The sequence below is a fragment of the Staphylococcus sp. FSL W8-0271 genome (genome assembly GCF_038006605.1).
Classification (GTDB): Bacteria; Bacillota; Bacilli; order Staphylococcales; family Staphylococcaceae; genus Staphylococcus; species Staphylococcus cohnii.
This window is the reverse complement of record NZ_JBBOVM010000001.1, coordinates 533,655-552,981: the sequence shown is the minus strand read 5'-3', so window position 1 is coordinate 552,981 and position 19,327 is coordinate 533,655. Positions and strand designations below refer to the sequence as shown.

The following is a 19,327-nucleotide window of genomic DNA, read 5'->3' as shown; positions in this document are numbered from 1 at the left end:
TTTTCATATTATAATTAACTCAAGATTAATTCGGGAGGAAATACATTATGGAAACAAACAAAAAACAAACTGAGAAGCAGCCTAGTCATTCAAAAACGTATAACTTTTTTCATCAAGTACTAGTGCTGGCAATCATCATGCTTTTATCAAATATTATCGAAAGTTTCATGCCTATTCCAATGCCAGCATCAGTGATAGGTCTAGTCTTATTATTTATCGCTTTATGTACAGGGATTGTTAAACTTGGGGAAGTTGAAAAAGTGGGTACGACGCTAACAAATAATATTGGTTTCTTATTTGTACCTGCAGGTATTTCAGTTATTAATTCTTTAGGCGTATTAAGCCAAAGTCCGATCTTGATTATATTGCTAATTATCATTTCTACAATCTTATTATTACTATGCACTGGATTTTTCTCACAAATGTTAATTACAAAATCATTTATACCTAAGAAAAGAAAACCTAAACAGTTAACGGAGGAAAAATTATGATTGAACATTTAGGCATTAACACACCATATTTTGGAATTTTATTATCTATTATACCTTTTATCGTAGCAACGATATTATTCAAGAAAACGAATGGCTTCTTTTTATTTACACCATTATTTGTCAGCATGGTCTTCGGTATAGCATTTCTAAAGTTAACAGGTATAGATTATGCAAATTATAAAATCGGTGGCGACATCATCAATTTCTTTTTAGAACCTGCAACTATCTGTTTTGCGATTCCGTTATATAAAAGACGTGACGTGCTCAAGAAATATTGGAAACAAATCCTTGGTGGTATTGCTTTCGGAACGACAGCTGCTTTGGTATTTATCTATTTCATTGCAAGTGCTTTCCAATTTTCAAATGAAATCATTGCATCTATGTTACCACAAGGTGCTACCACTGCCATTGCTTTACCAGTATCAGCCGATATTGGTGGTATTAAAGAACTAACATCATTGGCAGTAATCTTAAATGGTGTCATTATTTATGCTTTAGGTTCCAAACTCATTAAATTATTTAACATTACAAACCCTATTGCTCGTGGGCTCGCACTTGGTACAAGTGGCCATTCATTAGGAGTATCATCTGCACAAGAATTTGGTGAGACAGAAGCTTCAATGGCCTCTATTTCACTAGTAATCGTAGGTGTAATCGTAGTCGTTGTTGCACCAATTTTAGCAACAGTCTTACTATAATATCTAAAATCACAACGATAAAAAGTTAGAACATAAACAATGCTTGCTCAAGCTTAAGCGTCAATTTCTATGATAAATATAGAAGTTGACGTTTTCTTTAGTTTTATGAAACCTAAAATTTTCTCCCCCCGTTTTTTCTTATATTTAATACAGTTTAATTAAATATAAATGTTTATATCATTTTATATACGTTTTGAAATTTTTTAAAAATTAACGTTACATGTTTCCCGAAAGATTTTACTTTACATAGAATATAATTTTTAACAATTATCAGAAAATTAAAATAACATCCTTTTATATCCTTGTATTTTGATAAGAATTATAGTACTATGCATTTATTATAAACATTGGAGGTTCTATTAAATGACATTATATTTACTCGAAGCAAATAATCTTGATTTCGCAAAGTCTAAAAAAGACTTAGAAGATAAAGCAGCAAAACTCACTACTGGTGAAGTACCAACATTAATTGAAGTACAAGCAACAGAAGATTTAACACATGGCTATTTTATTGTAGAAGCGAACAGTGATACAGAAGCTAAACAATTTCTTGAAGATGCATCTATCAACATTAATTTAGTTAAAGAAGTACGTTTAGTAGGTAAAGACTTAGAAGAAGTTAAAAAAGGTGATGCACACGTTGATTATCTTGTTACGTGGAACATCCCAGAAGGTATCACAATGGATCAATATTTAGCGCGTAAAAAGAAAAATTCTGTCCACTATGAAGAAGTCCCTGAAGTTCAATTCCAACGTACTTATGTATGTGAAGATATGTCAAAATGTATCTGCTTATATGATGCACCTGATGAAGACGCCGTTCGTCGTGCAAGAAAAGCTGTAGATACACCTATTGATGATATTGAAAAATTATAACTAAACTTTCTCTTTATATTTATAATTCCATAGGTTTAGTTAGCAAAAGTTATTTATAAGTATGTATCATACTCGTCACACCATTGCTAGCTAACAATCTTATTTAAGCTAAAAATTGGGGTAAACTTATAAATAACCTAAACACTATTCAAGGAGCGGCAATATGAAATCAAATGATACATTTTAGATTTCTGCCGCTTTTTTTTTATCAAAAAAACATATTAATTAGATAGGAATAATAGAGGTGTTGCCATGATTCGCATTAATCACATCCAACATCAATTTGGAGACCATCGTGTTATCGATGATTTTAATTTAAATATTGAAAAAGGTAAAATAGTTACTTTTCTAGGTAAAAGTGGTTGTGGAAAGTCTACCATGTTAAACATTATAGGCGGATTTTTAACACCTTCGTCAGGTACTGTTAAAATTGAAGATCAATTAAAACAAAATCCATCACCTGATTGTTTAATGATTTTTCAGCATCATAATTTACTGCCGTGGAAAAACATTAATGACAACATTCGTTTAGGATTAAATCGCGAAATGAGTGATGGTGAAATCAATAATTATTTAAAATATGTTGATTTAGATCATAAAGGAAAGACGTTTCCAGAGCAATTATCTGGAGGAATGAAACAACGCGTAGCACTTTGCCGTGCACAAGTCCATCAACCCAAAGTCATATTGATGGATGAACCATTAGGCGCACTGGATGCTTTTACACGTTATAAATTACAAGATCAACTTGTACAACTCCAAAAACAATCTACAGCTACGATTATATTAGTTACGCATGACATTGATGAAGCCATTTACCTTTCTGATCACATTATCTTACTCGGCGATGGCTGTAATATTATAAGCCAATATTCAATTGAACAATCACATCCGAGAAATAGAAATGATAGTTATTTATTAACTTTAAGAAATAATATTATGGAAAAATTCGCATTAAACCACCATCAAGCAGAACCTGAATATTACATATAAGGAGTTGTAACTATTGAAAAAAATAATCATCTTTCCAATAATTATGATCCTTATACTAAGTGCATGTAATAATCAATCTATACAGAAGAATAATCAACATAATCAACCGCAAAAGACTTTAAAAATTGGTTATTTGCCAATTACACATTCTGCTAACTTAATGATGACTCAAAAAGTAAAAGCACAAGCTAAACATAATGGTTATAAATTAAAATTAATTAAGTTTAATAATTGGCCAGATCTTATGGATGCATTAAATAGTGGGAGAATTGATGGCGCATCAACCTTAATAGAATTAGCTATGAAATCTAAACAAAAGGGTGCTGATATTAAAGCAGTTGCGCTAGGACACCACGAAGGTAACGTCATTATGGGACAAAAAGGTGAAACGGTAAACAATTTTAATAATGAGCATCAGTATCGATTTGCCATCCCTCATCGTTATTCAACGCACTACTTATTATTGGAAGAAATGAGAAAACAATTAAATTTGAATGCTCAAACATTCAGTTATCATGAAATGGCTCCAGCAGAAATGCCAGCTGCCCTAAATGAACATAGAATTTCTGGATATTCTGTGGCCGAACCTTTTGGCGCATTAGGAGAAAAGTTAGGCAAAGGAAAAACTTTAAAACATGGTAATGAAGTGATTCCCGATGCATACTGTTGTGCTTTAGTACTTAGAACTGACTTAATAAAAGATCAAAAACATGTTGCTCAAAGTTTTATATCTGATTATAAAAAAGCTGGATATCGAATGAATGATAAATCACAAAGTGTTGATATTATGTCTAAGCACTTTAAACAAGATCGAAAAGTATTGGAACAATCCGCAGAATGGACATCATATGGCAATTTATCTATTAAAGAAGATGGTTATCAAAAAATTACACAGTTGATTAACCAACATCAACTTTTCGAAACACCATCTTATAAATCATTCGTTGATCCAACACTGTATAAGGAGGCATAAGCAGCATGTCAGGTAATTTAATTAAAAAGCAAACTTTACCTATACTAACATTTATACTTTTCTTATTTATTTGGCAATGTGTCATTTGGATTGGAGATTATAAACCGATATTACTCCCAGGTCCTATCCTAGTAGCACAGAGTATTTGGCATTTTATTATTACCGGGGAAATATTTACCCATCTGGGCATCAGTTTATTTCGATTTTTTATTGGATTTAGTATCGCAATTTTAATTGGTGTCCCAACAGGTTTTATTTTAGGTCGAAGCACCTTATTGCACACTGCAATAGAGCCGTTATTTCAACTTATACGACCTATTTCACCTATAGCTTGGTCGCCATTTGTTGTTTTATGGTTTGGTATTGGTAGTTTACCAGCAATGGCTATCATCTTTATCGCTGCTTTTTTCCCGATTGTATTTAGTACGATTAAAGGCGTTAGGAATGTTGAGCCACAATACTTAAAAATTGCGTCAAATATGAATTTAAGTGGTTGGACGTTATATCGTAACATCTTATTCCCCGCTTCATTTAAACATATTATGGCTGGTATTCACATGGCAGTGGGAACAAGTTGGATTTTCTTAGTTTCAGGTGAAATGATTGGAGCCCAATCTGGACTAGGATTTTTAATCGTAGATGCGCGTAATATGTTAAATTTAGAAGATGTATTATCAGCGATCTTCTTTATTGGACTCTTTGGATTTTTGATAGATAGAATAATTAGTTATTTAGAAAAATTAATTTTAATCAGATTTGGAGAATAAAGGAGTAATTTATATGACTTTACAAAAACGTATTGAAACAGAATTAGATCCCTATGTTATTGAAATTGATGAAGGGAGTTATTACCCACGACCATTCATTCAAGGCTTATTTAGAGATGGCTATTTTTCTGAAAATGACTTAAAAAATAATCTAGAAGTCATTGAAGAAGTCTCAAAATCCTGCTTAACTACAGGTTTTTGTCTATGGTGTCAATTAGCATTTTCAACTTATTTACAACACGCAAATCAACCACATTTAAATAAAACTTTACAGCAACAGTTATTAAATGGAGAAATTTTAGGAGCAACAGGTTTATCTAACCCTATGAAATCTTTTAACGATTTAGAATCATTCAATTTAACACATCATTATAATGACAACACATTAATTATTAATGGCAAATTACCTGCAATAAGTAATATTGCGTCTGATCATTATTTTGGAGCAATTTCTAAAGCAAATGATACAGATGAGTTAGTGATGTTTATTGTAAAAGCGAATCAAAAAGGTATAACTTTAGATGAAAAATCAAATTTCTTAGGTGTCAATGGGTCGGCTACATTTGCTATTGAAATGAAAAACGTAGAGATCCCTGAATCACAAATTATAACAAAAGAAGCAAAAAGTTTTGCTTCTGCCATTCGACCACAATTTGTAGCTTTACAAATTCCTATAGCGCTCGGTTCAATCAGAGCTTCGTTAGATTTAATTCATAAATTTTCTGACGCACAAAATGGCATCAATAAATATTTAGAATTCGATATCAATGCGTATGAAAACCAATATAAACAGCTTAAAAACGCGTTTTATCATATTATTGAAAACGATGATTTAGACGATAATTTTGCTGAACTGATCAAAATTAAAAAAGAAGCTGGTTACCTATTATTAGAAGTAAATCAAGCTTCGATGGTAAACGGTGGTTCTAGAGCATATTCTTCACGTGCGCCACAAGCTCGTAAATTGAAAGAAGGTTTCTTTTTCGCTGCGCTTACACCTACGTTGAGACATTTAGGAAAATTAGAAGAAGAATACCGCACTACAGTTTAGTATACGAGTATAGATGAAAAATCAAAATCATAGACACACGATGACGACATGAAAAATTCGACAATGATATAAAATGATCGTCTAATATAAAAATAAATGGCTAATCCCTATCATCATGATATGCTCCCTTCAAAGTAGACACTTAAAAATGTAAACTTTGAAGGGAGCTTTTTTATGACTCATAGAAAATTATCACCTGAAACTTATCAAAAAGCTTTCAGCTTATATGAAGAAGGATATAGTATGAAAAATGTAATTCAAAAATTAAATTTAAATTGTTCTCCTAGAACATTATTGATTAACTATTATAAATTTAAGAAGCATGGAATAAAGGTGCTTTTACCAATTCAGAGAAATAATACCTACTCAAATGAATTTAAGCTTAAAGTTGTGCACGAATATATAAATGATGGCCTATCTTTAACTGATTTAGTAGTTAAATATAATATCCCCACTACTTCAACTGTAAACAAATGGATTTCAAAGTATTTGTCGGGTAAAATATTAAAAACATATTCTCCAAAACCCGAGGTGTATCAATTGAAATATAAATCATTAACATTTGAAGATCGTGTAGAAATCGTTGATTATTATATGAATCATGGCCAATCGTATAAGACAACAGCAAATCATTTTAACATCAATTATAGCCAAGTATATAACTGGGTAAAAAAGTACAACTTGCATGGATATGATGGGCTTAAAGATGGACGTGGAAAAGGGAAACCCCAGTCTGTATTAACACCTGAAGAGGCATTAAAAGCTGAAATTAAGATACTTAAAGAGAAAAATAAATTTCTTCAAATGGAAAATGACGTTTTAAAAAAGGAAGAAGAAATAGAAAGGAAGTTGATGAAACAGGCATCAGACAAAAAGCATCATACCAAACGGTAAAAGCATTTAAAAACCTTTATCCGATAGCTTGGTTATGTTCAGTATTAAAGATATCACGTTCAAGTTACTATAAATGGTTACATCGCAAACCATCAAATAAAGAAATTGAAAACCAAAAATTGATCAAAGATATCGTTGATATCTACAATAAATACAAAGGCATATATGGATATCGTCGTATATACATATATTTAAGACTTAAACTACATCAAAAAGTAAATCATAAACGTGTCTATAGATTGATGAATCAACTGAATCTAAAATCTACTATCCGCCCTAAAAGAAAACGATATATTAAAACAACACCTGAAATTACAGCACATAATATATTAAATAGAAAATTTGAAGAACAAATCCCAAATAAAAAATGGTTAACTGACGTTACAGAATTCAAACTAAGCAATGGTAAAAAACTTTACTTAAGTGCTATTTATGACTTAGGCAGCAAACAGATTATCAGTCATAAATTAAGTACCTCAAATAACAATAAATTTGTATTAGATACGCTCAAAAAAGCAGTCAAACTTGTGCCGAATACCGAAGGTATACTCTTACATAGCGACAGAGGATATCAATATACAAGCAGATTATTTAAAGTTACGTTAGAGCAACTTGGTATAAAACAAAGTATGTCACGACCAGGATGTTGCATAGATAATGGACCTATGGAAGGTGTATGGGGAACTATTAAAAGTGAATTGTTTAGAGGAAGAAAAAAAGTGATTTTTAAAGACAAGGCTACAGCAATAAAAGCAATTAATTCATATATAGAATTTTTTAATCAAGAAAGAATAACATTAAAAATGGCTACCCTTATATCGTAAATATAAGGTAGCCATAAACATTTTTTTTTTCACTGTCTACTTGACAGGGTGCAGTTCATCATCAAGTGGATTAGCCATTTTGTATTTAAATTGATTTCGTCGTCTCGACTTTAAACGTTACTTAGTGATATGATTCACCATATATTACCCTTTTACTAACCAGTCTATAGCACGTTTGATAGCATAGTCCCAATAAGCATAATCATGCTCACCTGGCCCATCCTCAAAACAATATGAAATTTGCTTTTCATCTAGATATTTAATAAATTTTTTATTATCTTCATGTAGTGCATCTTCTGTACCACACATAATTAATAAATCTGGTATCTCTTTACCTTGTTGAATTGCCTGGTCAACTAAATAATATGGGTCCAAGTCATTACCTGTAGCATTTTTTGAAACACCTGCAATTGCTTCTCCAGAATAATCGTACCAATCATAATCCATGAACGTCTGAGCATCATATACTGCCGATAAGGGACAAGCCTTTGCAAATCGATGTCCCTCAGCTAATGCAAACTTGATTGTTCCGTAACCTCCCATGGAATGACCAGCGATAAAATTATCTTCTCTCTTTTGTGACAAAGGTAAAATTTGATGTGCATAATCAAGTACTTCTAGCACATAATCATAATACTTATGACCAAAAACCATATTACTATAACCACTGTGATCTGCATTAGGCATAATAACTGCAAGTTGTTGCTCATTCGCATAGCGCTCTATACTTGTGTAACGCATATACGAAGTTTCATCACTAGACAAACCATGCAGTAATAATAGTGTTTTTAGTGGTTTAGGCTGTGTACCTTTTTTAAAATAACTTTCAACCTCTGGAAGAATTACCATAAAATGATGATGCATACCTATTGTCTTTGAATTGTAATTAATCGATAATAGTGCCAATGATTTCACGACCTTCTATTCATTAATACTTTGCGGCTTAGTTTTACCTCTTTTTTCTGCTTTATGTGCAGGATCTAAACGTTTCTCCAATAATCTTAAACCGACATCTATAATAATAGCGATTAATGCGATTGGTATCGCACCAGCTAAGATAAACGTTGTACCATCTGTAGCGTTTGTTCCTCGGATAACGATGTCACCTAATGTAGGTGCACCAATAAACGAACCAACTGCTACAACACCAATTGCAACAACCAGTGCAATTCTTAATCCACCTAATATGACTGAGAGTGATAAAGGTAACTCAATCATTCTTAATACTTGATTTCGCGTCATACCCATACCTTTACCAGCATCTTTAATATTCGCATCAACACCCATTATACCTGTATAAGTATTTTTTATAATCGGTAATAGCGCATATAAAAATACCGTTACCACGACTGTAGTAGTACCTAATCCCATGACAAGCATGAGTATCGCTAACATTGCAATAACCGGAACGGTTTGAATAATATTCGCGATAGTAATAATAACACCAGAAAACTTACTATATCTTGCAATTATGATACCAATTGGAATACCAACAATAGATGCAAAGAGTACACCGTAAACAGACATTAATAAATGTTTTAAAAATAAATCCCAAAGGTAGCCATAGTTGACTGAATAATATTCTACTAATTGTTGTAATAAATTACCTTCCATTAGTTTTGACCACCTTTCTTATCATTTTCAAAATAATTATGTTTTTTTAAGAAGTTCTCAGCAACGACTGCTGGTTCTTGTCCTTCACCATCTGCTTGATAATTAAGTTTTTGCATTTCAGATGTCGAAACTTTTTTGTCTAGTTTATTGATGATTGGTTTTAACTCTGGATGTTTATCTAACAATTCATTCGTAGCAACCGCACTTGCATCATATGGTGGGAAAAATTGTTTATCATCCTTTAAAACTTTTAAGTCATATGCTGCAATACGTCCATCCGTTGAATAACCTACAGCTACATCTAAATTATTAGAGTTTAATGCATCATATACTAAACCAATTTGCATTGGTCTGATAGTATCAAATTTAAAACCATATTCTTTTGTAAATCCAGGATAACCGTCACCTTCACGGTTTAACCAAGAACTATCTATACCGAGTTTAAGTTCAGGATGTTTTTTCAAATCAGATACAGTTTCTAAATTATATTTTTCTGCTGTTTCCTTAGTGACCATAAATGCGTATGTGTTAGCAAAACCGTAAGAGTTAAAGAAGGTTTGGTCGAATTTTTTTTGGAAACCATCTTGAGTTGCTTTCATAGCTTTTTTAGGATCTTTAATTGGATCTTCATTTAAGGCACCAGTTAAATCAGTACCATTATATCTAGCACCTGACATATTCGCGTCACCATTTACTAACGCATTGTGTTGAATGGTACTTGATCCTAAATTATTAATTAAAGTGGGTTTAATTTCACCATTTGTATCGTGTTCTATTAACAGTCTCAACATATGAGACATAATTTGTGATTCACTTGTTGCAAGTGCTGTGATTTTAATATCTTGTTCTGAACTGTTGCTACCTAATCCTGGTAAACTACATCCAGATAAGACCGTCAGACACAACACAAGCACAATACAATATTGTTTCAATTTCTTCATAATGTCCTCCTTAAATTATCTGGATACTTTTAATCCCTTAGGTACAGCCCATCTTTCTACTAGTGACAGTAGGAAATCTACGATCAATGCTAAAGCAGTCACTAATACTGCTGCACTTACAATCATTAATGGGTCATACAAGTTTAATCCATTAAATACAAAATCACCTAAACCACCTGCGCCTACATAACTGGCTAAAGTTGCCCAACTAATTACGTAAACAGAAGATAAACGAATACCTCCTAGTATAAGCGGTAAGGCTAACGGTAATTCCACATCTTTCATTAATTGAAAACGTGTCATACCCATACTTGTGCCTGCTTCTTTAATGTTATCATCTATGTTTTGCACACCTAATACAGTATTGTTTAAGATTGGCAATAATACATAAATAAATAAAGCTACAATTGCAGGTAATTTACCCACACCAAAGATTGGAATCATGACTGCTAACACTGCTAATGTTGGTATCGTTTGTAACACACCAGCAATAGTTAGCACAATATTAGATGTTCTTTTCATTTTTGATAATAAAATACCCAATGGTACAGCGATGACGATAGCAATTAACAAAGCGATGATTGAGATATAGAAATGTTCAACGGTTTTTGATATCAGTTGACCACCATACTGCTCTACAAAATCTTTCATTACTTATCAGCTCCTACATTATCGGGCTCAACAATAGCATTTTTTTGTGCACTAACATCTTCGTCTAACTCGCCCCAAATACTATCGTAAACGATGTCAACTAAGTTTGCTCTTGTAACTAGTCCAATCAATGTCTCTTCATCACTATCTACAACTGGTACATTTCTTACATTTCGTTTTAATATCGTACGCACCGTATCTTGTAATTTACTATCTACTCTTACTCTGTATATATCACGTTGCATTGTGTCAATGAGTTCTTTATGAGCTCGTAAACCTTGGTTAATATCTTCTATATCTAAATATCCAAGTAATCTATCATTATTACCTACGACAAATAATGTATCGACACGTCGATCTCTCATAACCTTAACCGCTTCATTTAATGAACTATCTGCATGTACAGTTACTGGTCGGATCATTGCATCTTTGACGGTTCTCATATTAGGTCTATCTTGAATCAATCTATTTTGACCAATAAAGTCACGTACGAAATCGTTTGCAGGATGTCGTAAAATATTATCTGGTGTATCATATTGAACGACTTTTCCTTCAGACATAATACAAATTTTATCTGCCAATTTAATCGCTTCATCCATATCATGTGTGACAAAAATAAATGTTTTACCTAATTTTTGTTGCAGTTCTTTAACCAAATCCTGTAATGTATCTCTCGTAATTGGATCTAACGCACCGAATGGCTCATCCATTAAAATAACATCTTGTTCAGCTGCTAAAGCACGCACAACACCAATACGTTGTTGCTGTCCTCCAGACAATTGTGAAGGATATCTATCTAAGTATTCTTCTGGTAAATCTACTAATTTTATCAATTCTTTAGCTTTTTTTTCTTTCTTTTCATCTGACCATTTTAATAATTTAGGTACTAAGACTATATTCTCTTTAATGGTCATATGAGGCATTAGACCAATTTGCTGAATCACATAACCAATTTTTCTACGTAATTCAACGGCGTTCATTTTGCGCACATTTTTACCATTGATTGCAATTTCGCCTTCTGTAGCTTCTATCATTCTATTTATCATTCTTAAAGCAGTGGTCTTCCCACTCCCACTTGTACCGATAAACGCTATAAATTCACCAGATTCGATTTCCAATGATATATTATCTACAGCTTTTTTTGTGCCACCATAAACTTTAGATAAGTTTTTTATACTTAACATGTGTTAATTCCTTTCTATTTTTGTATTTACATTTAACATTTCATTTATAAATATAAGGCTAACTGTGGATGTTATACAAATCCGAAAATAAGTAAAAACATGTAGCACAACTAGCCCTACTTTATTCATGTGTTGGTCAAAAATATCAATTTTGACTAATTTTTTTCATCCTATATCTATTAAGATAACTCAACAAATGAAAATAAACAATTTATAACCTTAAGTTTTGTTAATTAAACTATTGAAATTAATTATCAATTCAATAGCTCAAAACAATGTTTCAAAAATATTATTTTCGTTTTATGCCAATCAGTCGGCCTAATTCTTTTGGCGCTTCATGAATTGTTCCAACTTTAGTATAATCATCTATAGCATTTTTTATTTGTTCAGGGAAAGCTGCAGGTCTGCCTATTGTAGTGTCCATGCCCATAAGCATTACTTCATATGTTGCACAACGGTTATTTTGAGCATCTACTAAAGTCATAAAAACATGTAAACGTTTGGCATCATAATCATATAGACTTACGTTCACAGTAATAAGTTCAGCTACGCTTATTTCTTTTAAATACACTACATGATTTTCTAAAGTGAACACTGTATAATTCAATTTTTTAATTGTATTCACATCTAAGCCTAGTGATGCCAGCCATGCATCTGTGGCATCACTAAATACTCGATTATATTCAGCGTCATTCATGTGCTGATTATGATCGACCCAAATATCTTTAACAGTGGTTTGATATTGAAATTGAGTCATATGAACCTCCAATTATTTAATACCCTTTTTCATTGATGCAGTGTCTTCTGGCCAATATGCTTCAGCTAATTCTTTCACTTTAACTAAGAATTCATTACGCTTTTGGTCTAATTCTGACATCGTTTGCCCTTGTGAAGCCGTTTCACAACCATTCACCACATTATCATATAAATCCTGAGTTAGTTCAGGCGCAATTAATTTTGTCCATGGTTTCTTCAATGCTGGACCAAATTGTTTCAGCATATGACGCATACCGCCTTCTCCTCCAGCAAGATGGAATGTCATAAATGGTCCATACTGTGCATAACGTAAACCTGCTGCATGGGTAAATGCTTTATCTACTTCTTCAGTAGTTGCTATTCCTTCATTAACAATGTGTAATGATTCTCGCCATAGTGCCTCCATCAATCTATCTGCGATGTGTCCTTCAATTTCATGTCTGACATGTAGCACATCCATACCAATGCTTTCGTACACTTTTTCTGCTTCTACTGTGACAGCTTCAGTTGTTTCTTTACCAGGTACAATTTCAACTAATGGCAAAATGTATACTGGGTGAAACGGATGTGCAACAACCAAACGTTCAGGATGTTTTAAATTTTGTTGTAATTCTGAAGGCATAATGCCAGAAGTACTAGAACCAATAATGGCATCCTGACGTGCATAGGTATCGATTTCAGATAATACCTGTGCTTTTAGTTCTTCAATTTCTGGAACATTTTCTTGAATATGATCTGCATCTTTAACAGCCTCTTCTAAGCTTACCGTAAACGATAAATTCTCTAAAGACGCACCCTCTGCTAAACCTTGTTGCTCAGCATATGGCCAGTTTTGTTTCACTTGTTTTAACATGCTTTCATAAGCACCTTCACTGGGATCTGTCGCAATTACTTCGTGACCATGCGCTAAAATACGCGTAATCCAACCACTACCTATAACGCCCGTACCTACAACTGCAAATTTCATTATTTGCCTCCTTTAGGATCTCTAAGTTGGTATTGCTCACGCGCTTCAGCCGGTGTCATTGGCTCTATATCTAATGTTTTTAGTATTTCAACTGCACGTTCAACTAGTTGTTCATTTGAAGCTTTAACACCTTTTGATAAATACAAGTTATCTTCTAAACCTACGCGGACATTTCCACCACGTTTCGCCGCTTCTTCTACAGTAGGTAGTTGCATTCTCCCAATACCAAAAGCTGACCAATGCGCATTTTCAGGAATACGTGTTTTAAAATATTCAATTGTCTCTGCATCGTTTTCAGCACCCCATGGAATACCTAGACAGAATTGGAACATGGGTTCGCCTTCAATGAGACCTTCATTAATTAATTGTTTTGCAAATGAAATATGCCCACTATCAAAGCATTCTAATTCAGGTTTTACACCTGCATCTTTTACTAATTGTGCTTGTTTTCTTAACCAATCAGCTGGGCTTAAGTAAACAGCGTCACCCATATTCACACTACCACAATCAAGTGTGCACATTTCTGGTAATAATGCGCCAATCGCTTCATGTCTTTCTTCAGGTGTTTGCATATCTGAACCTTCACCTGCTGTATATGGATCTTCTAGGTTAGGGATAAAATCTCCGCCACCACCTGAAGTAATATTAATAATAATATCTTCATCAGCTTCTCTTATTAATCTTACTGCTTCTTTAAAAAATTCAACATCATGGCTTATGCCGCCTGTTTCTGGGTCACGTGCATGAATGTGTGCAACAGTAGCCCCTGCTTTCGCACATTTAATTGCTGAATCTGCAATTTCCTGAGGTGTTACAGGAACACTTTTATTTTTTTCTACAGTATCTCCAGCACCTGTTAAAGCTGCTGTTAGCATAACTTTTTTCATATATAAACCTCCAACAGAGTTTTGATCACAGTTGATAGTGTACCAACCGGACGGTTTAGTTTCAACCCTTGCTACAGCTAAAAAAAGGGATAAGTGATGGTTTCTCATCACTTATCCCTATAGCATCAATACTTTCAACGAATCGAAAATTTTATTATTTTTTTATAATTTCAACTTTTTCATGCATCTTTTAATTCGATTTGTTTGTTTTCTGTATAAGATGTTAGTCGTTCTAAAACTTTTGCTCTCATTGTTTCATCAAGTGCGTCTAGTCCAAATATTTCCGATAACCATAAGCCGTCCACTGCTAAACGTATGATTGTTGCATCGACTTTATCAATGCCATCTTTTTCAATTTTTTCTTGCCAATCTTTATAGGTATCTTGTAGTGGTAATAATAAATTACTATTAATACCCTGTGCAGCCAGCATACCAGAAGTAATTGATGCATTTTCTGAACGGTGTTCTCTAGTAGCTTCAATAAATGCACGCAATAATTTGCCAACTTCTTGTGACTCATTTTTAACATGTTCATTCACATTATTTCGATACAACTCATCTGCATGATCCACAAGTCCTTGTATCAATGCGAATTTATTTTTAAAATGATACAGTAAACCACCTTTACTAACACCTGCTTTTTTAGCAACTGCATCAAGTGTTAAATACTCACTACCTTGCTCATTTACGATAGCCGCTGCTGCTTCTAATAGTTGAATACGTTTAGACACTCTTGCCATATCTACACCTTCTCTTACAAAATATTACTTGATTCATCTACTATATTTATATTTGAGCAAACTATAAACGATAAATGACAAAGTTGCAAGATTAATCTGGATTTTATAAACGACGCGATATCTATTTTTAAATAAATACGATGGTTTGGTTCAACCAAAATACGATTAAAAAATTTTGACAACCACGAACACTTTTTTGTCATTGAAGACTTAAGTCATGCTATAGCTTAATTGGTTACTTATCATTCATGCCTTTACCTTCTAGGATATGATTGATATACTTTTCAACTCTATTTTCCCTTGTTGAAGCACGTTTAGCTTGACCTATATAATACATATATTGACGTTGTCTTCCAGGCGTTAAATTATTAAATGCTTCTTTTAACTCTGACGAAGCTTCTAATTTATTTTTCAATTCCTCAGGCATATCGAATTCTTCTGTCGTTTTCATCGGTACTTTTTCACCCGACTTTTCTACTCTAATGGCTTCTTCTACATACCAAGCAATTTCATCTTTACGTTGTTCTATTTCGTCTAAACTTTCAAATCTCAACTGGCGAGCAGCTTGAACATTTTTCGTTTGTTGAATTAAAGTATGATATGGATCTTTCATAATGGCACCTTTTTCAAATAACAATGCACAATAATGTTTAAAATCTTGAATGATGACAACATTTTTATTGTCCAAAGTATAACAAGGATGCATCCATTTATAATCTTCTGTTAATTCTGTTTGATTGATTATATTTCTTAATACTTTAAAAGCATCTTGCCATTGATCTAAGCGTTCAATAAACGCATCTACTTTATCGTTTTTAATTGATTCATTCATAAAAAACCGCCTTTTATTTTAATTTTACTATAAATATATACATTTAATCCATACTATCTTTTATATCATGTTAACGTCTTATTTTCTATGAATATAATACTTATTTATATCTTTAATAATTCAAAATATTTCTTTAAACCATTTTTAAATGTGCTCAATTTAGATAATCCTTTATTGATCTTCTTCACACTACTCTGGTACAAAACCTATATATTGTCATACTAATACAATTCAAAAATACATTTGTTTTACTTATAATTTAATATAAGTAAAATTATATAAGTATTTATATATATTACTGATACACTTCGCTTTTCTCTGTTACACTTATAAATAATCACTTTTTAGAAGTGTGAACAATCATTGTTCAGTTTTTTGTAAGCGCTTTAATATTTGGAGGGGATATTTTATGCAACAAGAGAGTGTTTGGCTAACAATTATGGGGCTAATTATTATTATTTCCATTGTTGGTTTACTAATTGCTAAACGTATTAGTCCAGTTGTAGGCATGATTTTAATACCGAGTGTAGGTGCACTCATATTAGGTTACAATATAGGCGATTTAGTAAAATTCTTTAATAGTGGTTTAGATCAAGTTATTAACGTCGTCATCATGTTTATTTTTGCAATTATTTTCTTCGGCATCATGAGTGACGCTGGCTTATTTAAACCATTGGTAAAGCGTTTGATTTTGCTTACTAGAGGTAATGTTGTAGTTGTTTGTATTGTAACTGCACTTATCGGAATATTCGCGCAACTCGATGGTGCTGGAGCCACAACATTTTTATTATCAATACCAGCATTATTACCGTTGTATAAAGCACTAAATATGAATCGGTATCTACTACTTTTGTTACTCGGACTGAGTGCATCGATTATGAACATGGTGCCTTGGGGTGGTCCTATGGCTCGTACAGCTTCAGTAATTCATTTTAAGAATGTCAATGAATTATGGTATGGTGTTATACCTGTTCAGATTATCGGTTTTATTTTAGTTTTACTATTCGCTGTAATTTTAGGTTTTCGAGAAAAATCAATTATACAACGTAAAATCAATTCGGGAGAAGTAACTAATACACAAGATGTGGATATACATAAATTGGTTGAAATATACGAACAAGATCAAGATATTAAATTTCCAATTCGTGGTGTTGCCGTTACGAAACCTTGGATTAATTGGATTAACGTGATACTTACGCTCGCTATCATCGTAGTAATGCTAGCTAATATCGCTCCGCCTGAATTTGCATTTATGATTGGTGTTGCGATTGCTTTGATTATTAACTTCCCAAATGTAGACGAACAAATGAGTAGGCTTAAGGCTCATGCGCCAAATGCACTTATGATGGCTGCCGTGATTATTGCAGCGGGTATGTTTTTAGGTGTACTTAATGAAACTGGTATGCTTGAGGCAATAGCAGTAAGCTTCATCCACATTATACCGAATGCCGTAGGGCCATACTTACACATTATTGTCGGTATTTTCGGTGTACCACTAGATTTATTAACGAGTACGGATGCTTATTATTTCGCAATCTTACCTATTGTTGAACAGACAGCCGGTCAGTTTGGTGTGTCATCTGTGTCAACAGCATATGCAATGTTAATTGGAAATATTATCGGTACGTTTGTCAGTCCATTTTCACCTGCATTATGGTTAGCAGTAGGGCTTGCAGAAGCAAATATGGGAACATATATAAAGTATGCGTTCTTTTGGATATGGGGTTTTGCCATCGTCATGTTAATTATCGCTATGTTAATCGGAGTCGTTACATTTTAAGTTCTAAACTGTGTGACTTTAGTAAAAACATTTGCACAAAAATTTAAAAAACAGGGTGTCGAACTGAAATTACATTTCAATGTTCCACGCCCTGTTTTATTTATATATAATTCAATTTTGCAGTCTTATATTACCATTAGCCCATGCTCAAATCATGATGCTTTATTGTATTTAGCGACATTTTTAAGGCTAATAACTAAAATAAATGCTACTAACGCAATTGCAGCTGAAAAATAAGTCGTTGCGTAGACATTTAAGTTCGATACTACTAATCCACCTACAATACCGCCGATACCGATACCTGCGTTTAAACTAGACATATTCCAGCTCATCACTTGGCTCGTATCACCCTCAACATGTTCTATAATGCCACTTTGCACAGCTGGATTCGTACTCCATTGCATGATATTCCAAATGAAAATAATCATGAGTAATAAACCTGTACCTGGTAAAAACATATTAAGAATAAGCATCATAACAATAAATACGGCTGTCGCAATAACCAACCAGCGTTTGCTCGTAAGTCTATCTGATAAAAAGCCACCCATTGATGTTCCGATTACACCTGCAATACCATTGATTAATAATGCAATAGAAACAAAGGATAGTTGATGCCCACCGGAAAGGATTAACGGATTAATATAAATAAACGTCACCGAGTTGGCTACTAATAATAAAAACGTGATACCTAAATATTTTGTAACTTCAACGGGTCTTAACACTTTAGAATAAGCGTTTGAACGATTTGAACCTGTCTCCATGTCAGTGTTTGACGATAGATGATCACTTAGCTTCGGTACATATATATACATTAGAATACCAACGAATAAACTAATAATCACAATAAATAAAAACGTATATCTCCAACCGACTAAATCACCAATGACTGTCCCGATTGGCACACCAAAAACATTTGCCCCACTAAAACCGGAATACACAATACCAATCATTTTCCCTCGGTGTTGTGGCGCAGTTAATAACGCAGTTAAAGCTAATATTTTAACCACAATTAATGCTGCAGCTGCAGATGATAAGATACGTCCAATCACTAAAATAGAAAAATTAGGCGCAATCGCAATAATGATATTGCCTACAACAAATGTTAACAGTGCCCACAATAAAACCATTCGTGGTGAAAAACGATTTGTTAGCTTTACTAAAATAGGTCCTGCTACTGCAAAAGTAATGGCATATAAGGTAACTAATTGTCCAATGATTGCTTCAGAAACATGTAAATCACTACTCATCAAGTTCATAATACCTGCAACCATCATTTCAACCATTCCTACAATAAATATACTTAATATAAAGGTAAATATGCGCATAACTGACATAAATATCCTCCTCTCTTTAATCTGATTTCAAAAATTCTATAACTGCTACATTATAAACCATTCGTCAATATATA

General features: G+C 33.0%; 20 protein-coding genes. 9 read left to right on the top strand and 11 right to left on the bottom strand.

The genetic code is table 11. The features are described from left to right. Positions 1-47 precede the first annotated feature (47 nt). The 8 genes from lrgA (at position 48) to NST87_RS13770 (ending at position 7,567) form a co-directional block, all read left to right on the top strand. Positions 48-491 (top strand): antiholin-like murein hydrolase modulator LrgA, encoded by a 444-nt coding sequence (lrgA, locus tag NST87_RS02565; protein ID WP_019468802.1) that lies wholly within the window; start codon positions 48-50, stop codon positions 489-491. Then, a complete protein-coding gene (gene lrgB, locus NST87_RS02560) occupies positions 488-1,189 on the top strand; it encodes an antiholin-like protein LrgB (protein ID WP_019468801.1) in 702 nt (233 codons plus the stop codon). Before lrgA ends, lrgB begins: the two co-directional genes overlap by 4 nt. 363 nt (positions 1,190-1,552) lie before the next feature. Then, a complete protein-coding gene (locus tag NST87_RS02555) occupies positions 1,553-2,065 on the top strand; it encodes a DUF4242 domain-containing protein (RefSeq protein WP_019468800.1) in 513 nt (170 codons plus the stop codon). A gap of 252 nt (positions 2,066-2,317) precedes the next feature. After that, on the top strand, positions 2,318-3,058 hold the full coding sequence (locus NST87_RS02550) for an ABC transporter ATP-binding protein (RefSeq protein WP_019468799.1): 741 nt from the start codon (positions 2,318-2,320) through the stop codon (positions 3,056-3,058). 13 nt (positions 3,059-3,071) lie between these two features. Continuing rightward, positions 3,072-4,031, top strand: a complete 960-nt coding sequence (locus NST87_RS02545; protein ID WP_019468798.1) for an ABC transporter substrate-binding protein — start codon at positions 3,072-3,074, stop codon at positions 4,029-4,031. Between the two features lie 5 nt (positions 4,032-4,036). Next, positions 4,037-4,798, top strand: a complete 762-nt coding sequence (locus tag NST87_RS02540) for an ABC transporter permease (RefSeq protein WP_046207559.1) — start codon at positions 4,037-4,039, stop codon at positions 4,796-4,798. Between the two features lie 13 nt (positions 4,799-4,811). After that, on the top strand, positions 4,812-5,849 hold the full coding sequence (locus NST87_RS02535; protein WP_019468796.1) for an acyl-CoA/acyl-ACP dehydrogenase: 1,038 nt from the start codon (positions 4,812-4,814) through the stop codon (positions 5,847-5,849). A 174-nt stretch (positions 5,850-6,023) separates the two neighbouring features. Beyond that, a protein-coding gene (locus NST87_RS13770; protein ID WP_437129139.1) for an IS3 family transposase occupies positions 6,024-7,567 on the top strand; the annotation gives its coding sequence in 2 pieces (ribosomal slippage) (positions 6,024-6,698 and positions 6,701-7,567; 1,542 coding nt in all). 144 nt (positions 7,568-7,711) lie between these two features. Here the strand turns inward: NST87_RS13770 and NST87_RS02520 are convergent. The 10 genes from NST87_RS02520 to NST87_RS02475 form a co-directional block, all read right to left on the bottom strand. After that, the gene (locus NST87_RS02520; protein ID WP_019470118.1) at positions 7,712-8,473 is read right to left on the bottom strand and encodes an alpha/beta hydrolase; all 762 of its coding nucleotides are present in this window, start codon (positions 8,471-8,473) and stop codon (positions 7,712-7,714) included. A gap of 15 nt (positions 8,474-8,488) precedes the next feature. After that, positions 8,489-9,181: an ABC transporter permease gene (locus tag NST87_RS02515; protein ID WP_019470117.1), complete on the bottom strand. Its 693-nt coding sequence runs from the start codon at positions 9,179-9,181 to the stop codon at positions 8,489-8,491. Further along, positions 9,181-10,122 (bottom strand): osmoprotectant ABC transporter substrate-binding protein, encoded by a 942-nt coding sequence (locus NST87_RS02510; protein ID WP_019470116.1) that lies wholly within the window; start codon positions 10,120-10,122, stop codon positions 9,181-9,183. Before NST87_RS02510 ends, NST87_RS02515 begins: the two co-directional genes overlap by 1 nt. Before the next feature lie 15 nt (positions 10,123-10,137). Next, the gene (locus NST87_RS02505; protein WP_019470115.1) at positions 10,138-10,773 is read right to left on the bottom strand and encodes an ABC transporter permease; all 636 of its coding nucleotides are present in this window, start codon (positions 10,771-10,773) and stop codon (positions 10,138-10,140) included. Then, positions 10,773-11,957 (bottom strand): betaine/proline/choline family ABC transporter ATP-binding protein, encoded by a 1,185-nt coding sequence (locus NST87_RS02500; RefSeq protein WP_019470114.1) that lies wholly within the window; start codon positions 11,955-11,957, stop codon positions 10,773-10,775. The genes NST87_RS02505 and NST87_RS02500 overlap by 1 nt, the downstream gene beginning before the upstream one ends. A 289-nt stretch (positions 11,958-12,246) precedes the next feature. Next, positions 12,247-12,714, bottom strand: coding sequence for a thioesterase family protein (locus tag NST87_RS02495; RefSeq protein ID WP_019470113.1), 468 nt, complete (start codon positions 12,712-12,714; stop codon positions 12,247-12,249). Between the two features lie 12 nt (positions 12,715-12,726). Then, positions 12,727-13,680, bottom strand: a complete 954-nt coding sequence (locus tag NST87_RS02490; protein WP_019470112.1) for a 3-hydroxyacyl-CoA dehydrogenase NAD-binding domain-containing protein — start codon at positions 13,678-13,680, stop codon at positions 12,727-12,729. After that, on the bottom strand, positions 13,680-14,567 hold the full coding sequence (locus NST87_RS02485; RefSeq protein ID WP_019470111.1) for a BKACE family enzyme: 888 nt from the start codon (positions 14,565-14,567) through the stop codon (positions 13,680-13,682). Before NST87_RS02485 ends, NST87_RS02490 begins: the two co-directional genes overlap by 1 nt. Before the next feature lie 179 nt (positions 14,568-14,746). Beyond that, on the bottom strand, positions 14,747-15,307 hold the full coding sequence (locus NST87_RS02480) for a TetR/AcrR family transcriptional regulator (RefSeq protein WP_019470110.1): 561 nt from the start codon (positions 15,305-15,307) through the stop codon (positions 14,747-14,749). 235 nt (positions 15,308-15,542) lie between these two features. Beyond that, positions 15,543-16,139 carry a YdeI/OmpD-associated family protein gene (locus NST87_RS02475; protein ID WP_019470109.1) on the bottom strand — a complete coding sequence of 199 codons (597 nt, stop codon included), beginning with the start codon at positions 16,137-16,139 and terminating at the stop codon, positions 15,543-15,545. Positions 16,140-16,548: 409 nt separating this feature from the next. Between NST87_RS02475 and NST87_RS02470 the strand changes: the two genes are divergently transcribed. Further along, on the top strand, positions 16,549-17,919 hold the full coding sequence (locus NST87_RS02470) for a CitMHS family transporter (RefSeq protein ID WP_064264483.1): 1,371 nt from the start codon (positions 16,549-16,551) through the stop codon (positions 17,917-17,919). Positions 17,920-18,071: 152 nt separating this feature from the next. Here NST87_RS02470 and NST87_RS02465 read toward each other — a convergent pair whose 3' ends face one another. Further along, complete coding sequence (locus NST87_RS02465) at positions 18,072-19,253, bottom strand: MFS transporter (RefSeq protein ID WP_019470107.1); 1,182 nt, start codon at positions 19,251-19,253, stop codon at positions 18,072-18,074. Positions 19,254-19,327 lie beyond the last annotated feature (74 nt).

Coding starts and splice junctions, on each gene's coding strand:
- lrgA (WP_019468802.1), top strand. CDS start 48: ATGGAAACAAACAAAAAACAAACTGAGAAGCAGCCTAGTCATTCAAAA.
- lrgB (WP_019468801.1), top strand. CDS start 488: ATGATTGAACATTTAGGCATTAACACACCATATTTTGGAATTTTATTA.
- NST87_RS02555 (WP_019468800.1), top strand. CDS start 1,553: ATGACATTATATTTACTCGAAGCAAATAATCTTGATTTCGCAAAGTCT.
- NST87_RS02550 (WP_019468799.1), top strand. CDS start 2,318: ATGATTCGCATTAATCACATCCAACATCAATTTGGAGACCATCGTGTT.
- NST87_RS02540 (WP_046207559.1), top strand. CDS start 4,037: ATGTCAGGTAATTTAATTAAAAAGCAAACTTTACCTATACTAACATTT.
- NST87_RS02535 (WP_019468796.1), top strand. CDS start 4,812: ATGACTTTACAAAAACGTATTGAAACAGAATTAGATCCCTATGTTATT.
- NST87_RS02515 (WP_019470117.1), bottom strand. CDS start 9,181: ATGGAAGGTAATTTATTACAACAATTAGTAGAATATTATTCAGTCAAC.
- NST87_RS02510 (WP_019470116.1), bottom strand. CDS start 10,122: ATGAAGAAATTGAAACAATATTGTATTGTGCTTGTGTTGTGTCTGACG.
- NST87_RS02505 (WP_019470115.1), bottom strand. CDS start 10,773: ATGAAAGATTTTGTAGAGCAGTATGGTGGTCAACTGATATCAAAAACC.
- NST87_RS02500 (WP_019470114.1), bottom strand. CDS start 11,957: ATGTTAAGTATAAAAAACTTATCTAAAGTTTATGGTGGCACAAAAAAA.
- NST87_RS02495 (WP_019470113.1), bottom strand. CDS start 12,714: ATGACTCAATTTCAATATCAAACCACTGTTAAAGATATTTGGGTCGAT.
- NST87_RS02490 (WP_019470112.1), bottom strand. CDS start 13,680: ATGAAATTTGCAGTTGTAGGTACGGGCGTTATAGGTAGTGGTTGGATT.
- NST87_RS02485 (WP_019470111.1), bottom strand. CDS start 14,567: ATGAAAAAAGTTATGCTAACAGCAGCTTTAACAGGTGCTGGAGATACT.
- NST87_RS02480 (WP_019470110.1), bottom strand. CDS start 15,307: ATGGCAAGAGTGTCTAAACGTATTCAACTATTAGAAGCAGCAGCGGCT.
- NST87_RS02475 (WP_019470109.1), bottom strand. CDS start 16,139: ATGAATGAATCAATTAAAAACGATAAAGTAGATGCGTTTATTGAACGC.
- NST87_RS02470 (WP_064264483.1), top strand. CDS start 16,549: ATGCAACAAGAGAGTGTTTGGCTAACAATTATGGGGCTAATTATTATT.
- NST87_RS02465 (WP_019470107.1), bottom strand. CDS start 19,253: ATGTCAGTTATGCGCATATTTACCTTTATATTAAGTATATTTATTGTA.